This window comes from Bacillus sp. G1(2015b) (genome assembly GCF_001482475.1).
Taxonomy (GTDB): domain Bacteria; phylum Bacillota; class Bacilli; order Bacillales; family Bacillaceae; genus Bacillus; species Bacillus safensis.
Window position 1 is genome coordinate 17509 of record NZ_LKIC01000026.1, and the last position, 23889, is coordinate 41397.

17 protein-coding genes and 4 tRNA genes are annotated in these 23889 nt (G+C 42.4%); 13 read left to right on the forward strand and 8 right to left on the reverse strand.

What is annotated here, in order from left to right:
- Positions 1-5 precede the first annotated feature (5 nt).
- Genes AMR95_RS11700 through AMR95_RS11725 form a run of 6 tightly spaced genes read right to left on the reverse strand, consistent with a single transcriptional unit; the run spans position 6 to position 12623 of the window.
- Positions 6-7154 carry an amino acid adenylation domain-containing protein gene (locus AMR95_RS11700; protein ID WP_058838344.1) on the reverse strand — a complete coding sequence of 2383 codons (7149 nt, stop codon included), beginning with the start codon at positions 7152-7154 and terminating at the stop codon, positions 6-8.
- 15 nt (positions 7155-7169) lie between these two features.
- Complete coding sequence (locus AMR95_RS11705; protein WP_039182873.1) at positions 7170-8078, reverse strand: isochorismatase family protein; 909 nt, start codon at positions 8076-8078, stop codon at positions 7170-7172.
- Between the two features lie 18 nt (positions 8079-8096).
- Complete coding sequence (locus AMR95_RS11710; protein WP_058838345.1) at positions 8097-9716, reverse strand: (2,3-dihydroxybenzoyl)adenylate synthase; 1620 nt, start codon at positions 9714-9716, stop codon at positions 8097-8099.
- A 24-nt stretch (positions 9717-9740) separates the two neighbouring features.
- Positions 9741-10922 carry an isochorismate synthase DhbC gene (gene dhbC, locus AMR95_RS11715; RefSeq protein ID WP_058838346.1) on the reverse strand — a complete coding sequence of 394 codons (1182 nt, stop codon included), beginning with the start codon at positions 10920-10922 and terminating at the stop codon, positions 9741-9743.
- Positions 10923-10948: 26 nt separating this feature from the next.
- Positions 10949-11734 carry a 2,3-dihydro-2,3-dihydroxybenzoate dehydrogenase gene (locus AMR95_RS11720; protein WP_058838347.1) on the reverse strand — a complete coding sequence of 262 codons (786 nt, stop codon included), beginning with the start codon at positions 11732-11734 and terminating at the stop codon, positions 10949-10951.
- Between the two features lie 4 nt (positions 11735-11738).
- The gene (locus AMR95_RS11725; RefSeq protein ID WP_058838348.1) at positions 11739-12623 is read right to left on the reverse strand and encodes an alpha/beta hydrolase; all 885 of its coding nucleotides are present in this window, start codon (positions 12621-12623) and stop codon (positions 11739-11741) included.
- Positions 12624-13147: 524 nt separating this feature from the next.
- Between AMR95_RS11725 and AMR95_RS11730 the strand changes: the two genes are divergently transcribed.
- Positions 13148-13366, forward strand: coding sequence for a hypothetical protein (locus tag AMR95_RS11730; RefSeq protein WP_058838349.1), 219 nt, complete (start codon positions 13148-13150; stop codon positions 13364-13366).
- Between the two features lie 144 nt (positions 13367-13510).
- Here the strand turns inward: AMR95_RS11730 and AMR95_RS11735 are convergent, their stop codons facing one another.
- Positions 13511-14368, reverse strand: a complete 858-nt coding sequence (locus AMR95_RS11735) for a hypothetical protein (RefSeq protein WP_058838350.1) — start codon at positions 14366-14368, stop codon at positions 13511-13513.
- Between the two features lie 108 nt (positions 14369-14476).
- Between AMR95_RS11735 and AMR95_RS11740 the strand changes: the two genes are divergently transcribed.
- The 7 genes from AMR95_RS11740 to AMR95_RS11770 all read left to right on the forward strand — a co-directional run bounded on the left by AMR95_RS11740 (position 14477) and on the right by AMR95_RS11770 (position 21521).
- The gene (locus AMR95_RS11740) at positions 14477-15430 is read left to right on the forward strand and encodes a DUF4885 family protein (RefSeq protein ID WP_058838351.1); all 954 of its coding nucleotides are present in this window, start codon (positions 14477-14479) and stop codon (positions 15428-15430) included.
- A gap of 201 nt (positions 15431-15631) precedes the next feature.
- Complete coding sequence (locus AMR95_RS11745; RefSeq protein ID WP_058838352.1) at positions 15632-16168, forward strand: hypothetical protein; 537 nt, start codon at positions 15632-15634, stop codon at positions 16166-16168.
- 405 nt (positions 16169-16573) lie between these two features.
- Positions 16574-17938 carry a replicative DNA helicase gene (gene dnaB / locus AMR95_RS11750; RefSeq protein ID WP_024424034.1) on the forward strand — a complete coding sequence of 455 codons (1365 nt, stop codon included), beginning with the start codon at positions 16574-16576 and terminating at the stop codon, positions 17936-17938.
- 131 nt (positions 17939-18069) lie between these two features.
- Complete coding sequence (locus AMR95_RS11755) at positions 18070-18483, forward strand: VOC family protein (protein WP_047203210.1); 414 nt, start codon at positions 18070-18072, stop codon at positions 18481-18483.
- A gap of 254 nt (positions 18484-18737) precedes the next feature.
- On the forward strand, positions 18738-20027 hold the full coding sequence (locus AMR95_RS11760) for an adenylosuccinate synthase (protein ID WP_024424032.1): 1290 nt from the start codon (positions 18738-18740) through the stop codon (positions 20025-20027).
- Positions 20028-20163: 136 nt separating this feature from the next.
- Complete coding sequence (locus AMR95_RS11765; protein WP_058838353.1) at positions 20164-21297, forward strand: DUF418 domain-containing protein; 1134 nt, start codon at positions 20164-20166, stop codon at positions 21295-21297.
- A 14-nt stretch (positions 21298-21311) separates the two neighbouring features.
- Positions 21312-21521, forward strand: a complete 210-nt coding sequence (locus AMR95_RS11770) for a hypothetical protein (protein ID WP_058838354.1) — start codon at positions 21312-21314, stop codon at positions 21519-21521.
- A 29-nt stretch (positions 21522-21550) separates the two neighbouring features.
- Here AMR95_RS11770 and AMR95_RS11775 read toward each other — a convergent pair whose 3' ends face one another.
- The gene (locus AMR95_RS11775) at positions 21551-22075 is read right to left on the reverse strand and encodes a peroxiredoxin family protein (RefSeq protein ID WP_024424031.1); all 525 of its coding nucleotides are present in this window, start codon (positions 22073-22075) and stop codon (positions 21551-21553) included.
- A gap of 342 nt (positions 22076-22417) precedes the next feature.
- Between AMR95_RS11775 and AMR95_RS11780 the strand changes: the two genes are divergently transcribed.
- From AMR95_RS11780 to yycF, 5 genes are all read left to right on the forward strand, one after another.
- Positions 22418-22493: transfer RNA gene (locus AMR95_RS11780), tRNA-Lys, on the forward strand.
- A gap of 6 nt (positions 22494-22499) precedes the next feature.
- Positions 22500-22571 (forward strand) — tRNA-Glu (locus tag AMR95_RS11785).
- A gap of 82 nt (positions 22572-22653) precedes the next feature.
- A tRNA-Asp gene (locus AMR95_RS11790) sits at positions 22654-22730 on the forward strand.
- A 27-nt stretch (positions 22731-22757) separates the two neighbouring features.
- Positions 22758-22830, forward strand: a tRNA-Phe gene (locus tag AMR95_RS11795).
- A gap of 347 nt (positions 22831-23177) precedes the next feature.
- Positions 23178-23885, forward strand: a complete 708-nt coding sequence (gene yycF / locus AMR95_RS11800; RefSeq protein WP_024424030.1) for a response regulator YycF — start codon at positions 23178-23180, stop codon at positions 23883-23885.
- The last annotated feature ends 4 nt before the right edge of the window (positions 23886-23889 follow it).

Here is a 23889-nt window from a genome sequence, read left to right on the forward strand (position 1 = left end):
TATTCTTAGTGCTTTTGTTTGACCCGATGCAGTGCGTTGTCTAAGATGACACCAATTTCTGCTAGGGGTTTAGGCTGGCACATGTCTTTGTGCCGGCAATGAATGTCGTGCTGTTCGATTGTTCCGTTGATATAAGGTGCCCATGCTTCGGGATCAATTGGTGTAAACCAATCTGGGATAATGGTAGATCTAAAGAATAATATGTCTCCCTGATAAGTTTTTGGCTGATATTCTCCGAGCAATCGAACTGAATTCACATAGGTTTCTTTTAGATTTCTAATGGCATCTTCACTTAAGCTTGCTAGTGCACTGCCATCTTTTTTCAAAATGTCGACGGCACTTTTCATCGTGAGCGGTTCACCTGTTAAGGTATCTGGATCATAACCGCCGAGCGCAAGAAGAGCAATTAGTGCTTCTTCTTCATCAGGTGCTTCTTTAATCGGTAAGAAATGGTTCGGATAGGCATCCAGCATCGCAACGAGTGCAATTTCTTCACCTTGCTGCTGGAGCTGTGTAGCCATTGCTTGTACAACGTTTCCACCTAATGACCAGCCAAGAAGATGATAAGGGCCTTTTGGCTGAATTGTTTGGATGTGCTTGATGTAATCCGCAGCCATATCATCTAGTGTGTGCGGGTAGTCATCTTTTCTTGCAATTCCTCGTGCCTGTAATCCATAAATAGGGATGTCTTTCTCTAATGTATTCAAGAGACCGGCATAGCACCAGCTAAGACCACCTGCTGGGTGAACACAGAAGAGAGGATACCTTTCTCCATTTGTTCGCAGCGGCAGCAAGATTTCTAGTGCGTTTTCATCACTTCCTGTTTCTAGTTTCTCTGCCAAACTTGCCACATTTGGTGCTTCAAACAATGTTCCGATACTTAGTTTGACACCAAGTGCATCACGAATGCGGCTGATTAAACGAACTGCAAGCAGTGAATGCCCGCCAATGTCAAAAAAGCGATCGTCTATGCTGATTTTAGGCAAATCAAGCACCTCTTCAAAGAGATGACATAGGATTTCCTCTTTCGGATTTCTTGGGCCGCGCCCATCCGCTTGCTGTAAATGCAATTGAGGGGCCGGCAGTGATTTTTGATCAAGCTTCCCGTTTGCTGTAAGCGGCATGGCGTCAATCTGTACATATGCTGCGGGCACCATGTAATCAGGAAGACTGGCAGCTGCAAAATGACGAAGGGCTTCAGTATCGAAATGGTCTTCTTCCGTTGTGACGATATATGCAACTAAGCGCTTGTCGCCAGGCTGATCCTCTCGCACCATGACGGCCACTTGTGCAACTGCATCATGGCGTGCCAGAACGGCTTCGATTTCTCCAAGTTCAATACGGAATCCGCGTATTTTAATTTGATGATCAGCTCTGCCAATGTAATCAAGAGCCCCTTCTTCTGTCCAGCGCGCAAGGTCGCCTGTACGATACATCCTTGTGCCAGGTGCTCCATAAGGATCAGCAGGGAATCGATCTGATGTCAGGTCAGGTCTGCCTAGATAACCTCTTGCAAGGCCAGCTCCAGCTACATACATTTCACCTGTTGTCCCAGGGGGAACAGGCTGCAGGTATTCATCAAGTACGTAAACGTGTAAATCAGGAATCGGTTCGCCGATTAAACTGCTGGAGTTCTTTGTGATTATGTCTCGATTGAGTTCATTGTACGTAACGTGTACGGTGGTTTCTGTAATGCCGTACATGTTAATTAGCTTTGGCTTACAGTCTGAGTGACGGCTGTACCAATCTTCTAATCTGCTAAGCTCTAATGCTTCACCGCCAAAGATGACATAGCGGAGTGATAATGCTTGGCCTAGTGTTTGTTGTTCCTTGTCTATCTGCATGAGCTGATAGAAGGCAGAAGGTGTTTGATTAAGCACAGTTACCCCTTCCTCGACTAGAAGCTGCAGCATCTCTTCAGGAGAGCGAGAGATGGTATGAGGTACAATGACAAGCCTGCCGCCATATAAAAGTGGTCCCCATATTTCCCATACTGAAAAATCAAAGGCATATGAATGGAACATTGTCCAAACATCCTCTTCATCAAAATGGAACCAATGTTCAGTAGATGTCAGAAGACGGATGACATTTTGATGTGGGATGACCACTCCTTTTGGTTTCCCTGTAGAACCGGATGTATAAATAATATAGGCCGGATGCAGAGAAGATAGCGGTTCAATTCTGTCTATATCAGCCGGATTATGATTTGGCATAGTCAGCAATTGATCGCTCGTTTCTTTTTCGTCTAACAAAATCAAATCGCAATCAGCAGGGAGATGCACTGCATCTGCTTTTGTTGTGATGCTGCAAACTGGTTTGGCATCTTGTATCATGTATGCCAGCCTGTCTGCTGGATAGTCAGGATCAAGCGGAACATAGGCTGCGCCTGCTTTATGAACGGCTAACAAGCTTACGAGCATGTCGATTGATCTAGGCAGGGCAAGTGCAACGAACTGTTCTGGTCCAACGCCCCTTTGTATTAATAAATGAGCAAGACGATTGGCTTTGTTGTTTAACTCACCATAGGTAAGCTGCTTATTGCCATACGTTACAGCCACTCGATCAGGATATTGCTGCGCCGTTTTTTCAAATAAGGCTGGGAGACTATGTGCTTGATCTAACTGAGCGAATGTCTTTTTATCAGGGAGAAATGTTTGCCGTTCTTTATCTGATAAAATGTTCACTTGACCAATAGGCACGTGTGGGCGCTCAGTCACTTCAGTTAAAAAGCGCTTCATTCTGTCAGCAATTGCTCGAATGGTGCTTTCTTTAAATACATCTGTACTGAATTCAAACAAACCTGTTAATCCTGCTGCTGATCCAGTTTCAGTTCTTTGTTCTGTCAATTCGATGGTTAGATCAAATTTAGCTGACCCTACTGGTTTCACGTAAAGATCTGAGTCAAGCTGTGTCAGCTTCATTTCTGCCTTCGGTGTATTTTGGAAGGCAAGCATGACTTGGAACAATGGATTTCGTGATCTGGATCTGGTTGGATTTAGGATTTCGACTAGCCGTTCAAATGGCAGATCCTGATGCTCATAGGCAGCTAAGTCAACGTCTCGCACTCGCTTCAATAGCTCACTAAAGGTTGGATTACCATCTGTATTTGTACGTAATACTAATGTGTTCACAAACAAGCCCACAATGTCGTCAAGTGCATCGTCATTCCGTCCAGCAATCGGACTGCCGATTGGGATATCTGTCCCCGCTCCAAGGCGTGTCATTAATGCTGCAAGTGATGCTTGAAGCACCATGAACAAACTCACTTGATGCTGCTTGGCAAGCTCAAGGAGATTCTGATGTAAAGCGGGTTCAATCGTAAAGTCTATCGTCGCACCGTTGAAGCTTCCTTCCTGTGGACGCGGGAAGTCATAAGGCAGCTCAAGTTCTTCAGGCAAGTCATGTAAGGCACTTTTCCAATAGCTGAGCTGCTTGGCAAATAGACTATTCGTCTCTTCTTCACTGCCCAACAGCTTCTGCTGCCAAATAGCATAGTCAGCATATTGAACAGGTTCTGCTGGCAAGGAGATGGATTTTCCTTGTATACGGGCTTCGTAAGCAGCAGCTAAGTCTCGCGTCAATGGTGCAAGTGACCAGCCATCACCAGCGATATGATGCAGCAATAGAAGCAGCACGGATCGGTTTGCATCAAGCGTGAATAACTCTGCTCGCAGTGCAGGTTCTTCTTCAATTTTAAAGCTATAGCGAATGGCTTCGTTTAACTGACTCTCAATTTGTTGATCGGTTGAAGCTGTGACATGGAGTTCAGGCTGGACACTTTTCGGATGTAAAATGACCTGTCTTGGCATGCCGTTCTTATCTGGAAAAATGGTTCTAAGGGTTTCATGTTTTTCAGTGATATCTGCCAGTGCACCAATTAGAGCTGTTTGATCTAGTGTACCTGTCAGTTGAATGACAAGTGGAATATTGTAAGTTGGACTTGGCCCTTCAAGGCAATGAAGGAACCAGAGCCGTTTTTGGGCAAAGGATAATGGAATTTCATCTGGCTTGTCTTCAACCTGAAGCGGCGGCCGAATGTCCTTCGCTTTGTCAATGTGCTGCGCAAGCTCAGCAACCCGAGGCGATTCAAAAATGGTACTCATGCTTAGGTCTGCACCAAGTGTATCGCGTATACGTCTAAGCAGACGAGCGGCGAGTAAGGAATGTCCTCCTAAGTCAAAGAAGCTATCATCTATGCCAATTTGAGATAGGCCAAGGGTTTCTGCAAACAAACTACATAACATGTCTTCTTGTGGTGTTCTAGGTGTCCGCTCAGAACTAACTAAAGACATATTTGGTATTGGTAATGCTTTGCGATCGATTTTGCCGTTTGGCGTAAGTGGAAGTTCTGGCAAAACGACAACAGCAGAAGGTACCATGTAATCAGGTAGTAATGAAGCCACAAACTGTCTGAGCTCTGAAGGGTGTAGAGACGAGCCGTCTGTCAGCACAACATATGCACAAAGTAGCTGCTGCCCAGGTTGATCCTCACGAACGATAACAGATGTATGCTTAATGGCTTGGTGCTGCATCATCACGGTTTCGATTTCACCTAGTTCAATACGGAAGCCGCGGATTTTAATTTGATGATCGGCACGGCTGATATAATCAATCGAACCATCTTCACGCCATCTGGCTAAATCACCGGTACGATACATTCTCGTGCCTTTTGTGCCGAATGGATCAGCGACAAAACGTTCAGCCGTTAAATCGTATCGTCCAAGATATCCTCTGGATACTCCTTCACCTGCAATATAAAGTTCACCGATTGATCCTGCTGGGACTGGGTTTAGTCCTTCATCTAAAATGTAAATGCTCGTATTCCAAATGGGTTTACCGATTGCCGGCCCGCTATTCTCTCGATGTGCTGTGACATTTTCCATCGTAGACCAGATCGTCGTTTCTGTAGGTCCGTACAAATTGGTAATGTCGCATTGAAGAGATTGCAATGTGTGCAAAAGGGAGGCAGGGAGTGCTTCTCCTCCAACAAGAACACGCATACCTGTTATCACGTCAGGGTATTCATCTGCCAACGCATGCCACAACGTTGGTGTTGCCTGCATGATTGTGACATGATGAGAACGAATCATGTCTGAAAGCTTTGCTGGTTCTTGTATGATTTCTTTTTTTGCCAATAAAATAGCAGCCCCATGTAAAAGCGGGAGGAACATTTCCAGCCCGGAAATATCAAAGGCAATGGTCGTTACCGCTAAAAGCTGGTCTTCTTGATCTAATAAAAATGAATCTTGCATGGACAATATAAAGTTGATCACATTTCGTTTTGTTACAACAACACCCTTTGGTTTGCCTGTCGATCCTGATGTATAGAGTATGTAGGCCGGGTGATGTGGAGAGCCCTCGCTCCATGTCGGATTGAGATTTGGACTGCCTGCTATCTCCTGATGAACAGTTGAATCATCCAGTTGAACGATGTGCGGATGGTCCAAACCGTTTGCTGTCTCTTTGACTGTGAGCAAGCACGCCGGTTTGGCATCTTCTAGCATATAGGCGACTCGATCGTTAGGGTAATCAGGGTCTAATGGCAGATATGCAGCTCCCGTTTTGACGACGGCTAATAGACTTACGACCATATCGATGGATCGAGGCAGAGCAATGGCGACAAATTGTTCCGGTCCAATGCCATGTTTTTTCAAATAATGAGCTAATTGATTAGCCCGCTGATTCAACTCTTCATAGGTCAAAGTAATTCCTTCAAACTGTAATGCTTTTGCTTGAGGCGTTTTGCTCACCTGTTTTTCAAACAGTTCCCGTAAAGATTCCTTTGGTAATTCTCGTTTTGTATCATTCCAGTGCTTGAGAATGGTCTCTTTCTCTTCAGACAAAAGAAGGTTGAATTGACTGATCGTTTGCTCTTGCTCTAGTCCGGTTATTTCCTCCAGCAATTGAAGAAAACGCTGCTGATGAGCGTCAACTGCTTGCTCTTTGTAAACGGCAGGGTTTGCATCAAAGTCGATTTGAAATCCGTTCCCATCCGCGCGGTCGTATATGTTGATTGATATATCATCCACGGGTCCTGCTGAGAGGTTATGTGCTTGACCCATGCTCTGATCGAACATGAGATCATAATCAAATGGCATGATATTGATCTGCGGGCCGAATAATCGCTGATTTCTTCCGATAAGTTTAAAGTCTCTCCGCATGTCCTCGTGGCGATATCTTTGATGAGGGCGAATGGCTTTTAGTTCATCAGATACTTGGCGAACAAGTGCTGAGAGCGTCATTTCTGGTTTGCATGTTAAACGAAGCGGTACCAGGTTCATGACCATTCCGGGTGTTTGTAAGGCGCACGATCCAAGGCGCATCATCACAGGTAATCCTAAAACAATATCATGTGCACCAGTCATACGATGCATATATAAAGCGGATGCAGCAAGGATCATTTCATGCCACGTACCACCGAAGGCTGGAGCATTTTTTTTCATTTTGCTTACCTTTGCGGCATCGTAGCTAGCCGTTTTTCGGATAAAATGATTCGACGTTCTTGGGGCAAGCTCAGCAAGGCTGACAATTTCAGGTTGATCAGCAAAGCGATTTTTCCAAAACGCTTGATCATCTTCATATCGATTGGACTGTTGATAGGTGAGCTCCTCTTGGACTACGTCATGTAAGGATCCAAATGTTTGAGGGGGCATAGGTGTCCCTTTCGATAGGGCTGTATAGACCTCAGCAACACGACGCGCAATGAGCGAAAAGGCGAATCCATCAATGGCAATATGATGAATGCGCTGATACCAGATAAATCGATCGTCAGCAAGTTGAAAAAGTACTTCACGGAATAATACATCTTTCTCTAAAGAGACTGGCGTTGAAAGATCTGCCTTCATCCATGCTTTAGCCGCATCAAGCGGCTGTTTTTCATTTTGTAAATTGATTAATTGGAATGGAATCTCTTTCTTAGATGAGAACCATTGCTTTGGACCGTCAGTATCCTCAACGAATCGCATATACAAAGAATCTGCTTCTAAGACAGTTTTTCTAATGGCTGCTTCAAAGTGTATGGGGTCAATAGGACCTTTAATATCTATATACTCAGCTGTATTGAAAATAGGATTAGATGGATCAAGCTGCTGCGCATACCAAATGCCTGATTGGGCACCGGTTAGTGGAAATGAATCGACTGACTGGATCGACAAGGGTCTATACCTCCTTTACAAGTAATCGATATTTGGAATAGATGGCTGTTTGTCTGGGAAAAGAAGAGTCCGCCAATGAGCGAGTGTTGGATTTGCTGCAAGCTCAACGAAATTGACTGTCGCTCCTTGCTGTCTCCACTTTTCCGCTAGGCTCATCATTCTAATAGAATCAAGTCCAAGGTAGACGAGATTCTCGTCAAGCGGTATTTCATTCGGCTCCATTTGGAGATACTCAGCTACTTGCTGAAGAATGGCCTCAAAAGATAGGTCATCACTTTCTGCTTCCTGTCCTGTTAAACGACCAATGATTTGATTTGTTGTTGTGGTGACCGCACAGCGTTCAGCTGCATAGGTCATGGCCATTTTGTGATGTTTCAATGAAAAGTCAGCGACGGCATCTGCGACAAAGAAGGTTTCAATATCGAGCATGAATGCTTCTGCGGCTGTCAGCATACAGCCAATATGTGCATATACGCCAGTAATGATCAGTTGATCACGCCCGCCTTCTTGAAGAATATCCAAAAAATTAGATTTTTTGAATGCGCTATAACGCCATTTTGTCAGCATTGTATCTGTTTCAGATGGAGCAAGCTGATCAATGATTTTTGTCAATGCTTCATCATCACCAAGTCCAGGTCCCCAAAAATCTGTTAATAGGGCACGATCCTTCGGGTCTTGGTCACCAGGCTGTGCTGTATAGACGACTGGAATGCCAAGTTCATTGCATGTGTCACGTAATTGTTCAATATGCTGAACTAACTCTGTGATCGGTGATGTATCTTGTTGAAATGCATTTAAAAAATATTGCTGCATGTCATGTATCAGCAGAACAGCACGTTTCGGATCTGGTATCCAGTTCACTTTATTTTCGGGTAAATCTTGTGTGCTTGGCATTGGATATGCAGGAATAGTAGGGATTGCCATGGTTTTCACTCCTCTTTTTTATACGTTGGCAGTATGGGTTGCAGCTAGTTCTCTTAATGCTTTTTTACTGACTTTGCCTACACCTGTTTGTGGGAACGCATCGATCCATTCAATGCGGTCAGGAATTTTATAGGCTGCGAGCCCGCGTTCTCTTAGAAATGATTTTAAGACGTGCGGTGCTGGTTTGTTGTCTCCTTTTGCAATGACAAAGGCACATGAGCGTTCGCCAAGAAATGGATCCGGCATGGATACCATGGCGGCATCATGAATGTCAGCATGCGCAAGTAAATGGTTTTCAACTTCTTCAGCGGCAACCTTTTCACCGCCACGATTGATTTGATCCTTGTCTCTGCCTTCTACAACAACATTTCCTTCTTTGGTTAATCGCACGATGTCACCTGTTCTGTAAAAGCCATCGGGTGTAAATGCTTTTTTGTTTTGTTCATCGGCTTTATAGTAGCCACGAATCGTATAAGGTCCTCTTGTTAAAAGATGTCCAGCCACTTCATGCGGGACGGGCTTGTCCTCATCATCAACCACTAGTACCTCATCATATTCAGACATCGGGCGTCCTTGTGTATGAATAATGACATGTTCAGGATCATCTAATCTGGTATAGTTGACCAGACCTTCTGCCATGCCAAAAACTTGCTGTAACTTACATCCAAGGGCAGGCATCACTCGTTTTGCTGCCTCAGCACTGAATTTAGCACCGCCGACTTGTAAGACTTCAAGACTCGATAAGTCATCTGATCGATGAGGAGCGGCCTCTAGCCAAATCAATGCGATAGGTGGAACGACAGCGGTAATGGTCGCCCGTTCTTTTTCAATGAGTGGAAAGACGACATCAGGGCTTGATCCAGGTGCAAGAACGACTCTTCCGCCTGCGTATAACGTCCCAAGGACTCCAGGCGAGCTTAATGGATAGTTGTGCGCAACTGGAAGTGCAGCTAGATACACACTTTCTTGTGTGAGCTCGCACACCTCATTGCTTTTCCAAAGACTATAAATATAGTCATCATGCGTGCGAGGAATAAGCTTAGAAAGGCCTGTGCTGCCTCCAGATAACTGAAGAAATGCAATATCGCTTGCCTCTACATGAATTTGGGGATCAAGTGCTGGGTCCTTGCGCAGATCATCTAAGCCAAGGAATTCCTCAGCTTCCCCTGCAACAATGACATGAGGTAATGAGGGAAGCTTTTCTTTCACTTGACGTGCGAGTGTTCGATAATCAAAGCCGCCATCGATATCTGGTATGACATATGCGTCTGCTTCGGCAAACTCAATAAAATAAGTGATTTCACTGCTTCTATGAGACGGCAGAGAGAAGACGGGTAAAGCACCGATTCGAAATAAAGCGAAAATGACCTCAAAAAAAGCAGGAATGTTAGGAAGCTGCACGACAACTCGACTTCCTTTTTGAATGCCAAGCTGATGAAAACCGGCGGCAAGACTGCTGACGCGCTCATCAAGTTCTTGGTAGCTCATATGCGTATCAGCGTATGTAATCGCTGTTTTATTTCCTAACGATGCGGCGCGTGCACGAAGCATACCGCCAAAGGTTTCCCCACGCCAACAGCCGTTTTCACGGTAGCGTTTTGCAAATTCTTCTGGCCATGTAGGTGGTTGAACGAACATGTTTTTGTCATCTCCTATTTACTTTTATAGCTGATGGATGCCCATCGCATGAAGCATCGTGTTGAATTTTGCAGATGTTTCAGCTAGCTCATCCTCTGCTTTTGATCCTTTGACCACTCCTGCACCAGCAAAGAGGCGAAGGGAGTGACCCTCAGCTTCTGCACAACGAATGGTGACAATCCAATCACCATCACCATTTGTATCTGCCCAGCCGATCATTCCTGTAAAAAATCCTCGATCGAAGGGTTCAATCGCTTGAATGGCTTCACGTGCATCTGCTGTAGGTGTTCCGCATACTGCAGGTGTTGGATGAAGGCTAAGCGCTAAATCAATTGAGGACACACTAGAATCTGTTAATTCACCTTTGACCACAGTAGACAAATGCCACATCGTTTCTGTTTGTATGACGGATGGTGATGCAGGCACATCTAATGTGTGACAGTAAGGAGTAAGCGCTTTAGTGACAGCTTCGACAACCACTGCGTGCTCGTGTAAATCCTTCGCTGAAGTAAGAAGTTCATCGCGGCGGCGCTGGTCTTCTACTGGATCTGAACTGCGCGGCCGAGAACCAGCGAGTGGATTGGAAATCACAGATGAACCAGTTTTTGAAAGTAGCAGCTCAGGGCTTGCCCCAAGAAGTGTGCGCTTTTGGGAAGCCTTCGGGTCACCTATATTTGCAGCAAACGTATAGCCAGTCGTATTATGACGAGCCAGTCGTTCGAGTATTGTTTTCGTATGAATATCTCGATTTGCTTTGAGATGGAGAGATCGAGAGAGTACGATTTTGCTAAGCTCTCCGTTCTCAATTTTAGCTAATCCTTCGTTCACACCTTCCATGTAGACATCTGGAGCAGGGACAGGTGTCACCTCATAGGATGGCGATACCGCTTCTGACTCCTCATCACCTTGTTGAAATTCGAGTGGATCACTAAACTGTACATGGACTGGCACATTTAAACGAACGGGCTGCACCGGATCAAACGGGACAGCACCAGCCACAATCGGTGCTTGAATACCAGCTTGTTTGGCAGCGTCAAATACATGCGCAACCCTTGTGGATAGTTCATTTAGCTGATTGGTTTCAATATGCTGGAAAATCCCTTCGGCAAGTATCGTGCGTTTAGGTGAAGCAAGAAAAAAAGCGCCTGGCTGATAGTCTTGAAGCAACTGTACTTTTTCTTCTGACGACAATAATGAATGTTTCATGAAAAGGCCTCCTTTTGATTGAAATGCTAGATTCCGAGTGTTGCGCCACCATCAATTGTGAGATTCTGCATCGTAATATGATTGGATTGCTCAGATGCAAAGAAAATGACTGCATCAGCGATGTTTTGAGGATCAGCGATTTTTTGTAAAGGAATACCGGTTTTATACGTCTCTAATGAGCCTTTAATCACCTGATTTTCTCCTTGTTCATCAGCCCATAAAGCCCATTGCATAGGTGTTGCGGTAGAGCCGGGAGAGACGACGTTGCATCTGATCCCGTAGGCTGCCAGCTCTAATCCAAGCGTTTTTGTAAAGGAAGTAGCTGCTGCTTTTGAAGCGGCATAGGCAGCCATATTCATTCTAGGAATGGCACCTGCGTTAGAGCTGACAGTCACAATGACCCCTTCTGATCTTTTCATCATGTATTTGGAGACAGCTTGAGATACGTAAAAGACACCGTGTGTGTTGACTGCGAAAGTTTGTTGCCAGTCATCTGCACTAAGCTGGTCAATAGAACTGATTCGAAGAATGCCTGCTACATTGACCAGTAAATAAATGGGTCCAAGCTGCTTTTCAATTTGATCAACAATGTGCTGAACAGAAGCTTGATCGGTGATGTCACCTGGATAGGCAAAGGCACGTATGCCTTCATCATTCATTTGTCTGACGGTGCTTTGCAGCTGCTTTTCATTTGCGTCAACTGCTGCAATAATCGCACCTTCCTCGGCTAGTCTTTTAGCGACTGCTTGTCCAATACCTTGTCCTGCGCCTGTAATAAGGGCAATTTTTTGAGATAGACCACTATGTTTCATGTGTTCACTGCCTTTCCTTCATGTCTGTGGTTGTGAAAGGATCATCATGATAGAGTGCAAAACGAAAAGCGTAATTCATTAGCACTGGTAAAACGGACGTATGTCCTTCTTCAGGGAACTCGTGATAGGCCGTATGCAAGCCATTTGAAGATAAAGGCAGCATCCGATTTGCTAGTGCATGTGCATGATCATTCATTTGACATGGATGATGTTTTTCTAATTCACCTACACCTACAAGCAGCCTGGCATCCATAGACATCTGACGTATATGATTGGTGAATTGGTGTTCTTTTTCTAGAAATAAATCTTTGTTCCAGTGGATAGAAGGACTGCCCGCAATATATGTCTGATAAGCATCAGGGTGCTCAAATAGTGTGTGTAATACAAAAAGACCGCCAAGAGAGTGCCCAAACAGTGTTTGACGACTCTGGTTGATCGGAAAGCGCTGCTCGATATAAGGCTTTACAATCTTTTCTAAAAAAGAAAAGAACGAAGAGGCGCCGCCATATGTATGGGTGGAGAAGTCCTTTCTTTTGCCGCCAATGGAAGCGTCAGGGCCGGTTAGAGTGAGATCATAATGCCTGAGCGGATGATAGGGCGCTTCTGTCTGATAGCCAATTCCAACAATGATGGCAGGTACGACACCTGTTTTTTCAGGTCTTCTTGACTGTAAACGAAGTGCTTCGACCATTGTGCCAAAAAGTGAATTTCCATCAAGTACGTACATGACTGGAAAACCAGCCGCTGGAGGAGTAGTATTCGGTTTAAATATAAAAAGTCTATATGGGTGTGCTGTGATATCCAGTTGCTCCGTCCCAGGTATAAAAAAAGGACGGCTTTCTCCGAAAATTGAATCCTCAGCACCCATTCCATCAGGGCGTTTGGACATATGTAAAAAATCCCCTTCCTCAAATTGAGCCTCATACGATGATAAAAGCAGGCTTGCGGATATAGGATGAGTGTAGTAATAGAATTGAAATGAAAATGATTCTCAATTATCACGCAAGCAAATCAAATGATAATGGTTATCAATTATGAAGTCAAATGTTCATTAAGTCGTGTAGTTGATCATTTAATCTAAATATTATGAAAATAAAGGACTAAATAACTACCAAATGAATGGAAATAGGGAATGCCGGACTGAGTCATTTAAAAAGAGGAGAAATGCCAAAAGACCTTGACCGTCTCGGGATATTTACCATTTTCTTCTGTTTGATTCAGGAATATATATAGGTGTTTCTTCTTGAAATCATTTTGAGGAAAAATAAGTCTATAGACCTTCTTGTATTTTTAGGAAAAAAGAGGAGAATTTTTCGAAAAGCTGGTGATCATATCTCACAACTTATTCAATATTATACGTAAATTCATATACAATTTTCTAAGGGAGACAAGATCGAAGGGAATGTAGGCAGAATGAAAACTTCATTAGGAAAGCTGAGGCTAAAACTGCATGAAAATCAGCTCAAACTGACAAATACGTTTACAGTGGAAGAATATCATGAAATGAAACAGTCATTACATGAAATACGGATGTCATTTGCGGCCTATGAACAATGGGATTTATACCAGCGGGCCACCGATATGATCACCATCCTCCTCTTTCAACACGCCCTCAAGCAAAACCACCATTAACACCTTCACTTTTTATGAGCAGCGTATTTCTTATGAAAGGACGGTGCTGTCTTAAGAGTGGCAAAAGATCATATAGCATTAAAAATGCGGCAATTAAAAAAGTAAGGGATGTCCCCTTACTTTTTTTCTGCAACCACCATTCAATTAGAATCCATCTGTGACATCATATTCGTAACGAATATCGGCTTTGACATTGCTCATAGTAGATCTCGCTGTAGCCTTTGCGTTGTACTTAAAGCTCCATTTTTGTGCGACTTTTAATTGATCATCCAGAGAAATACGGTAAGAACCACTTGTTGCAGATGAAACAAGTGATGTGTACCAAATATTACTTTCACTAGCCATCAGTTTGTGAGTGACATTCCCTTGGTTGGGTGTTTGGGTACTAGTTGTCGAAATCGATTTAACTACAGCACGTTTAGGAACTGTGGAATTATTAGTTAAATCCATTGTAATGACTGAAGAATCAACTCCTAAAAAATTTAAAGAAGAATTCCCCAAGTTAGTAGCAGTCCCCGAAAAATTGAATGTCCCATTCCCAGATTTAATACGATCTTGAATGGAAACAGTAAAGTACATATTCCCTGTATATGTACCACGGGTCACTTTCACAAAATAAGTTTCTGAAGTTGAAGTCACGTCACCAGTATTAGCAAAAATAAAAGGCGTTACTGAATCAGGATTAATAACTTCGGACCCTGTCCTAGAATATTTAGAATTATACACCTCGATATTCATCCCTGTATATTGCTTATTATACGAACTTCTGACATAAACTCTTTCACCTTTATTGATCGTAAACTGATAATACGCTTCATTTTCACCTTCAGGTAAGATTGTCGTATCTGGACGACTATATTTCCAATATCCCATTGAGCTTGCTGTGTTAGGACTGTTATTCCCCGTAATCGCTGCTTCTGCTGAATGAGGTGCAAAAAAACTAGTAATAAGCACTAATAATAATGCAGGTAATAAAAAACGTTTGAAAATAGTATTTGTCATATTTTAACCCTCCTTGTAATAATTACTATATCGGATCAAAACTAACAAATTTTAACTGAATTGCCGATATATTTAATAATCACTATTTTTTTTAAAAGGAGAATCAAAATGAATATCAATACGTCATATACGATACCTTCAAACAATCAGAACCGAATCGACTCTAAAGATCAATCAGCTATTAAAAGTACAAATGAGGTGATGACCGAATCTGATAGACGGATGAAAATATTAGATGAAAAATACGAAAAAATAAATGAACAAAATAAACGATTCAAAGATCCTCAAGACCATATATATAATAAGTATAGAAACCCTTATTCTTCTTATTTCAGAAGTGATTTAACAAAAACGGAAAGAGAAGCTGCTTACATTATGGAAATGAGTTGGGCAAGGAATAATAAAGGAGGTCAATATGACTTTAATGACGCCATCTTCCGTAATGAAAAACGGTACGATCCTACACAAGAAAGTGTAGAAAAGAAAATACTCAATCGTCAAAAGGTCAACGAACAATTACAAGATTTATTCTCTAAAAACGGTATAACCATTCCTAAAAACACAAATTTAACTTTTACCATTGATCCAAATAATTTCAAATTAGTGGTGAGTGGATCAACAGACGAATCGCTGATGAAACAAATAGAAGACCTATTAAATACAACCAACAATACAAGAGAACTATTTTTCCATATTATGAAAAGCAGAAATGATGATTCTACTCAATTCACACCTGATTCTCTGGCAAAGTTCCATCTTGTCAATCAAATCAAAACGGTGACAGGCTACAATTTAAAAGATTTAAGCATTGTAAACGGTCAATTTGTAACGGATAACGGAGCGAATATTTTTGATCTATACAAAGAAGAACTCCTAAAAAATCCATACACAGCTGAAAATGCACGTATTGCTGCTTCACATTATGGTGCACAACTATTTGACCTAGCGAAAAACGGGTTTGATTCTATTCCAGATTTGGTGTTATCTATTGGTTATCAAAATGGCTCTTTACAAGACATTGGACAAAAAGAGAATTATGGGGTTAAGAAATTGATAGATTAAAAAAATGATCAAGCCATCTTGGAGTGTCGATTACATGTTAGAACTACAACAGTTACTAATCTCGCTAGCTATAAGAAGGACTCTATAACAATTTATATTATAGAGTCATTTTCTAATGTATTTATTTTTTAAAGAATGATAAAAAATAAATACAAAAGTATGTTATAATATTACCTATAAAAAACATATGGGGGTTTATTTATGAAAAAGGTATTATTTTTACCATTAATGTGTATCTTACTTATTTCTTTTGTTTCACCTAATATAATTAGTGCTAAGGAAACTACAAAAAAAGATTCTGTTGAGCAAAATAGTGCTGATATTCAATACTATAATGCAGATAACAAATTAGTTGACATTGAAAGTTTTTATAAGGGTTCTACTAATGTAGTATCAGCTAAATCAACATCAGTAAATGGCAGGTTTTCATTTTATGATTTTGGTAGAGCTAGCTTTTCAAATTATCTTTGGGTAAAGAAAGGTGCTGCATTTAAAAATCCTGATTCAATGGCTTTAGAAGTAATGGGTAGTGCAAAACAGCTTGAGGTATGGATGTATACTGCTAATGGTAAGTATCATGGAAAAGGTGTTGCTAAGAATGCTACCCATTGGGTTACGTTTAATTGGAAACCACTCGCAAAAAAGGGTAAATCTTATAAATTTAAATTAGTTAGTGCTAAAAATTCTGGTAAAATAAATATTAAACAGGGTTCATTAGAATATAACTATAAGTGGTAGAACTAAAATGCGTTTACTGATTCTTTCAATGTTGGCATCAAGAATTACATAATCACATAGAAGAGCAGATCCTCAGGGGTCTGCCTTTTTTGTGTCAAGATGATAGGTGATTTTTTGCACCTAATAAATGAATTTTCCAATACCATGTTATTCGATTTTTAAATTTTATTTCAAATAAATTTTATGGAAAATGAGTTTATGAAAGAATATATTGTTTTTTACTATTTTATTTAGCTATTGCATTTAGTGAAGGTATTCAATTTGAAGAAGTTCCAGCAAAATCACTCTGTTCAACGAAACATCCTCATGGTAATTTTGACTATAGTCGATGTTTTTCACTTTTTTATTGATGAAAATGTTAAAATGATGAGTAGCGTATTTTTTTATGAAAGGACGGTGCTTGGCATGACGGAACTTCTCGATGACCGGCTGCCGCCGCAAAATATAGAAGCCGAGCAGGCCGTATTAGGTGCTGTTTTTTTAGAACCATCTGCGCTAACGCTCGCTTCTGAGGTATTAATTCCAGAGGATTTCTATAGAATGTCGCATCAAAAGATTTACAATGCGATGCTTATACTTGGCGATAGAGGAGAACCGGTCGATCTTGTCACGGTGACATCTGAGCTTGCCAATACAGATTTACTAGAAGAGGTAGGCGGGATTTCGTATTTAACCGATATTGCGAACTCGGTCCCAACGGCCGCAAACATTGAATACTATGCAAAAATTGTAGAAGAGAAATCCATTTTAAGACGTCTGATCCGTACGGCGACAACCATTGCACAGGATGGGTACACGCGTGAGGATGAAGTAGAAGACCTGTTGAGTGATGCTGAAAAGACCATCATGGAAGTGGCTCAGCGTAAAAACTCAGGAGCCTTTCAAAACATTAAGGACGTTCTTGTTCAAACATACGATAATATTGAACAGCTTCATAACCGCAAAGGCGATATCACAGGGATTCCAACGGGTTTCTCTGAGCTTGACCGGATGACAGCTGGATTCCAGCGAAATGATTTAATCATTGTAGCGGCTCGTCCATCAGTAGGGAAGACCGCCTTCGCATTGAACATTGCCCAAAATGTCGCGACCAAAACGGACGAAAGTGTCGCCATCTTTAGTTTAGAGATGGGTGCGGAGCAGCTCGTTATGCGAATGCTGTGTGCAGAGGGGAATATCAATGCACAGAACTTAAGAACCGGTAATCTGACAGAAGAGGACTGGGGCAAGCTGACAATGGCGATGGGCTCGCTGTCAAACAGCGGGATTTTCATTGATGATACACCTGGAATCAGAGTAAGTGAAATTCGCTCGAAATGCCGCCGCTTGAAGCAAGAAAATGGTCTTGGCATGATCCTGATAGACTACTTGCAGCTCATTCAAGGGAGCGGACGATCAAGTGATAACCGTCAGCAGGAGGTTTCTGAAATCTCTAGGGCATTAAAATCGCTGGCAAGGGAGCTTGAAGTTCCGGTTATTGCCTTGTCTCAGCTTTCACGTGGTGTTGAACAGCGTCAGGACAAACGTCCGATGATGTCTGATATTCGTGAATCAGGAAGTATTGAGCAGGATGCCGATATCGTGGCATTCCTTTATCGTGATGATTACTATGACAAAGAATCAGAGAATAAGAACATTATCGAAATTATCATTGCCAAACAGCGTAACGGTCCAGTTGGTACAGTATCACTGGCGTTCGTCAAAGAATATAACAAATTCGTCAACCTGGAAAGAAGATTTGATGATGCGGGTGTTCCGCCCGGTGCTTAAAGCCCAGCTCAAGAAGCTGGGCTTTTTTTTGATTGACCTACATCGAAAGAATGATTGAAAAAACAGTCAATATGAGGAGGAGAGAGAAAAAGAGAAAGCGTATACTAAAAAGAGAAAAGGAGTGAAGACTGATGAAATTTCAACAGTTTGAAGCCGCTCAATTACGTATTGCACGCCCAACCGTCAACATGAAAGAGGTTGTTTCCTTTTATGAAGAAGGCTTAGGGCTCAAACGAATAGGCTCATTTGATCAGCATGAAGGGTACGATGGTGTGATGCTCGGGCTGCCTCACCAGCATGTTCATTTAGAAATCACCAAACATGAAGAAGAAGAAAGTCTGCCCGTCCCGCATCCAGAACAGCTGCTTGTTTTCTATATTCCGGATGAAGAGGAATTTCAGCAAATGAAAGAGAGATTGATTTCATTTGGCGGACGGCATGTCACCTCAACAAATCCATACTGGGACCGGGGAGGAGCAACCATTGAAGATCCAGATGGGTATCGGGTTGTGCTGATGAATACAGATGGTATTACACCGGTTTAAAAAAGACTCCCATTGCTGGGGGTCTTTTTTATGTTGATGAACAGTGGACACGATAAAAAGTTGTTTTTTCTCAAAATCCCCATTTCTAAGCGCTAAAGAAGTGATTAAAGCGCTTTTCTATATATTTAAAGCGAACAAAATTTGATTTCGAGATATTAATGTTCGGATTTCGCGTTGACTTTTTCGGTGTGCATTGATAAAATAAATGTGTTTGAAAGAGATAACGTTTTGAAAGGTTAACGGAGGTGCACGATATGTCTTCAGTAGTCGTAGTAGGTACGCAGTGGGGTGACGAAGGGAAAGGGAAAATTACCGATTTCCTTTCAGAAAATGCAGAGGTGATTGCCCGTTATCAAGGGGGAAACAATGCAGGTCACACGATCAAATTTGATGGAGTGACATACAAGCTACACCTCATTCCATCCGGTATTTTTTATAAAGAGAAAACTTGTGTCATCGGTAATGGAATGGTGGTTGATCCTAAAGCGTTGGTCACTGAGCTTGCGTATCTTCACGAACGGAATGTGAGTACAGATAACCTCAGAATCAGCAATAGAGCCCATGTTATTCTGCCTTACCATTTAAAATTGGACGAGGTAGAAGAAGAGCGGAAAGGGGCTAACAAGATCGGCACGACGAAAAAAGGAATCGGACCAGCTTATATGGACAAAGCAGCTCGCGTCGGTATCCGTGTCGCAGATCTATTAGATCGTGAAGTATTTGAAGAGAAGCTTGCACGTAATCTAGAAGAGAAAAATCGTCTTTTAGAGAAAATGTACGACACAGAAGGCTTCAAGATTGAAGATATTTTAGACGAGTATTATGAATATGGCCAGCAAGTGAAAAAATATGTCGTGGACACATCTGTTGTTCTGAATGATGCACTAGATGAAGGCCGCCGCGTGCTATTTGAAGGAGCACAAGGGGTCATGCTTGATATCGATCAAGGGACATACCCATTTGTGACGTCATCTAACCCAGTAGCTGGAGGAGTGACGATTGGTTCTGGTGTAGGACCAACAAAAATTCAACATGTGGTCGGCGTGTCAAAAGCGTACACAACACGTGTTGGAGATGGCCCATTCCCGACAGAACTCCATGATGAAATTGGCGATCAAATTCGTGAGGTTGGCCGTGAATACGGTACGACAACTGGACGTCCGCGCCGTGTCGGTTGGTTTGACAGCGTTGTTGTCCGTCATGCACGCCGTGTGAGCGGAATTACAGATTTATCTCTTAACTCAATTGATGTACTAACAGGGATTGAAAAGTTGAAAATCTGTGTTGCTTATAAATTGAACGGAGAAATCACAGAGGAATTCCCAGCAAGCCTAAATGAATTAGCGAAATGTGAGCCTGTCTACGAAGAAATGCCTGGATGGACAGAGGATATTACAGGTGTGAAGAACTTAAGTGAACTGCCTGCAAATGCCCGCCATTATTTAGAACGCATTTCACAATTAACAGGTATTCCACTTTCCATTTTCTCAGTCGGACCAGATCGTTCACAAACGAACGTTGTCCGCAGCGTGTACCGTCCATAAGAATAGATTGATGAGGCACCAGTAAAATCTCGCATTTTACTGGTGTTTTTTTGTTTAAATATTCCTTAATTTCAGTAGAGCGGACTTCCGATCATTACCAAAATATGATAACTGTATAGAGGGAAGGAGCGTTCTAGTGAAAGAAAGAATACGATTATTAGATATTTTACGAGGTTTTGCCATACTAGGCACATTGGGAACGAACGTCTGGTTTTTTGCGTACACAGGGGATACCTTTGCGACAGATCAGATTGCGGATGAATATGAAAATGGCAGTTTTCTTGAAAGCCTTGTCTCCATGTTCGTTTATGGAAAAATGCTCTCGCTGCTCACGATCATGTTTGGTGTTGGATTGGAGCTGAAATACCAGCAGGCAAAAAGGAAAAACACGCCTTGGCCGGGCACTTATTTATGGATTCTTTTATTTTTATTTATCGAAGGCTTTGTCCATTTTGCACTCGTAATGGAATATGATGTGCTTATGAGTTATGCCGTTACTGGGCTGCTTGTGGCTTACATTGTACGGGGAGGCAGCAGGCGTATCAAAAAAGGCATGATGGTCTCAGGTGTGATTCATCTGCTCGTCATGTCATGTTTGATGGTGTACTCCCTCTCTGAAATGGAGTCAGCGGCCGATGATCAAAACGGTGAACCGGTGCTGGAAGAGCAGCTGCCAGAGACATGGATCTCGCAGGTTCAAGAACGGTTACAATACTTTTTCATGTATCGAGAAGAAGCGATCTTTATCATTCCAATGAACACATTTCTGTTTTTATTAGGTGTGCGGATGATGAGAGCCGGTGTATTTTATGCAAATGAACGCGGACAATCTCTCCGGAAAATATTGTTCCGAATCGGACTGTGGATTGGTCTGCCGCTGAATGCACTAGTCTTCGTTCCAAACGATCTAGTAGAATTTGCGGTGCGCTACGCCTTTTCACCATTCCTCTCTATTTTCTATATAGCTCTCATTGCGAAACTCCTCGCACGCACGGAGACATGGTTCATGTGGAATTGGTTTGAATATGTAGGGAAAATGGCGCTTAGCTGCTACATCCTGCAAAATGTCATCTGCTCCATTCTTTTTTATAGTTGGGGATTGGGTCTTGGCGGTCAAATCAATGCGCCCCTTATTGTATTGGCATGGCTGTTAATTTCACTTCTGCAAATCGCGATTTCAGCAGTTTGCCTAAAGGTTTGGAGAATTGGACCAATGGAATATATCCGTTCACGGGCCCTTCGCAGGGTGACGATGAAAAAAGCATCATAAAGGGGATAGACAATATGTTTTTTAAAAAAATGACGAAAAGAGAACAAGCGAATGCACATCAAGCGGCTGTGCCGGCATTTGTCTTTTATCTTCTGGCATTAGGAGGGCATGCGTTGTACGCGTTTTTCCAAGGTGAAAGGCCACCGGTTACTTTTGTCATTTTAATGGCGGGACTCCTTGTTTTTTTCTCCGCCGACTGGTTATTTAACAAAAAACATTCATAAAAAAAGCCCTCATCACGAGGGCTTTTTTCTTACTTCAGGCTTTTATATTGGCCTTTTAAATTTTTACGGATGTACTGAATGATTTTGCGTAATTCGTTGGCATGCGGTCTGCCAAACGGACTTGTTTGTCTTTGCTGATAGAGCACTTGCCCTTTTTCATTTAATAAGAAATAGGCGGGTTCACCATGCACCCCGTGGTCTTCATATGGGGCATCTTCCCCGTGATAGTGGACTTCATATGCTTTTAAAGACGTGAGGTCATGGTCATACATGATCGGGAAGGACAGTCCCTCTTTATCCGCAAATGCCTTCAAATCATCAGGGTTATCGGTTGAAATCGCCATCAAGTGAATATCCTTGTCCTGAAAATAGGACTGCTGCTGTTCGAGCTCTTTTAATTCTTCTACACATACCGGACACCAAGATCCTCTAAAGAAAACGATCAGGTGCCAGCTTTGATGCTCCTCTAAATGTTTGTCGAAATCAATGTGATCGCCCTGTATTGTTGGAAGTGAAAAGTTGGGCATTTTATCTCCTAATTTGAATGAACTCATACTGCTTCCTCCTTTTTCAATGACAATGTCACTTGTTTCATGTATAGCCATTTTTGAGCGGCCTGAAACGTGTCTATGTGTTTGAATAGGCAGAAATCATCCGAAAAGACGTGTAAAATGAAGGCGGTTGCAGAAGTGGAGGCTTTGAAAGTAGATTTGACATCCGACACTTTTTTTAAAAAAATGTCGAAAAACGTATTGCCATATGTAATTATTCTATGATATTATAAATCTCGTTGTTGCAAAGGTCTCTGAAACTTGTTAGGATGCGATGTTCCAGCTTTTTTAAAGCGATTGGTTTGACGCAATACAACTTCTTCAGATTTACTTTTCATAAACCGAGAGCCATTAGCTCAGTTGGTAGAGCATCTGACTTTTAATCAGAGGGTCGAAGGTTCGAGTCCTTCATGGCTCACCATGTATTGGCCCGTTGGTCAAGCGGTTAAGACACCGCCCTTTCACGGCGGTAACACGGGTTCGAATCCCGTACGGGTCATTGATTTACTTTAGCGTTAAGCTAATTTTTTCCTCACTTGCTTGAAGGAGCACCACGATTGCTTTTTCGGGCAAGTTACTGAGGTCCGGTAGTTCAGTTGGTTAGAATGCCTGCCTGTCACGCAGGAGGTCGCGGGTTCGAGTCCCGTCCGGACCGCCATTTATACATATTCATCTTTTTGATGATGGCTCGGTAGCTCAGTTGGTAGAGCAACGGACTGAAAATCCGTGTGTCGGCGGTTCGATTCCGTCCCGAGCCACTTCCAAACGCATCTGCAATCGCAGGTGCGTTTTTATTATGAAAAGAAGGCATAAAAAGGGAGAAGCCGGACCTAGGTAGGGCCCGGCTCCATAAGAAGAAGACGTTACATCTATATAGACGGCTGGTGATTGGAAAAGTTTCAATAAAAAAGGAAAAAGTCATCAATTTTTTTGAGCGGCGCCTTCCTATCCAACGTTTACTAGAAAAGAAAGCCGTTATTATTTTTATCTTTGCCTCGTAAAACGTTATAATAGACAGTGAGCCTTTTTTTCGTAAACGGAAAAGGCGTAATGATACATGCAAAATGGAATGACATAGATGCTAAAAATGCAGGAGGAAATCACAATGGAAAAAAAGATTCTTGTCGTAGATGATGAAAAACCGATTGCTGATATATTGGAATTTAATTTAAGGAAAGAGGGCTATGAGGTTCATTGTGCATATGATGGAAACGAAGCCCTTGAAATGGTAGAAGAAATTAAGCCGGACATTATTCTGCTCGACATTATGCTGCCGAATAAAGATGGTGTTGAAGTATGCCGTGAAGTGAGAAAGAAATACGACATGCCCATTATCATGCTGACAGCAAAAGACTCTGAAATTGATAAAGTCATCGGCCTTGAGCTTGGCGCAGATGATTATGTGACAAAGCCTTTCAGTACGCGTGAGCTGCTTGCCCGCGTGAAAGCGAATTTGAGAAGACAAACCGCTGCTCCGCAGACGGAGGAAGAATCTGAATCAAATGATATTGAGGTTGGATCACTCGTCATTTATCCAGATGCGTATGTGGTGTCTAAGCGTGAGGAAACGATTGAATTGACGCACCGTGAGTTCGAACTGCTTCATTACTTAGCGAAACATATCGGACAAGTCATGACACGTGAGCACTTGCTGCAAACCGTATGGGGCTACGATTACTTCGGAGATGTCCGTACAGTAGACGTTACAGTCCGCCGTCTTCGTGAAAAGATTGAAGACAACCCTAGCCATCCGAGCTGGATCGTGACAAGACGAGGCGTCGGCTACTATTTAAGAAACCCAGAGCAGGACTAAGATT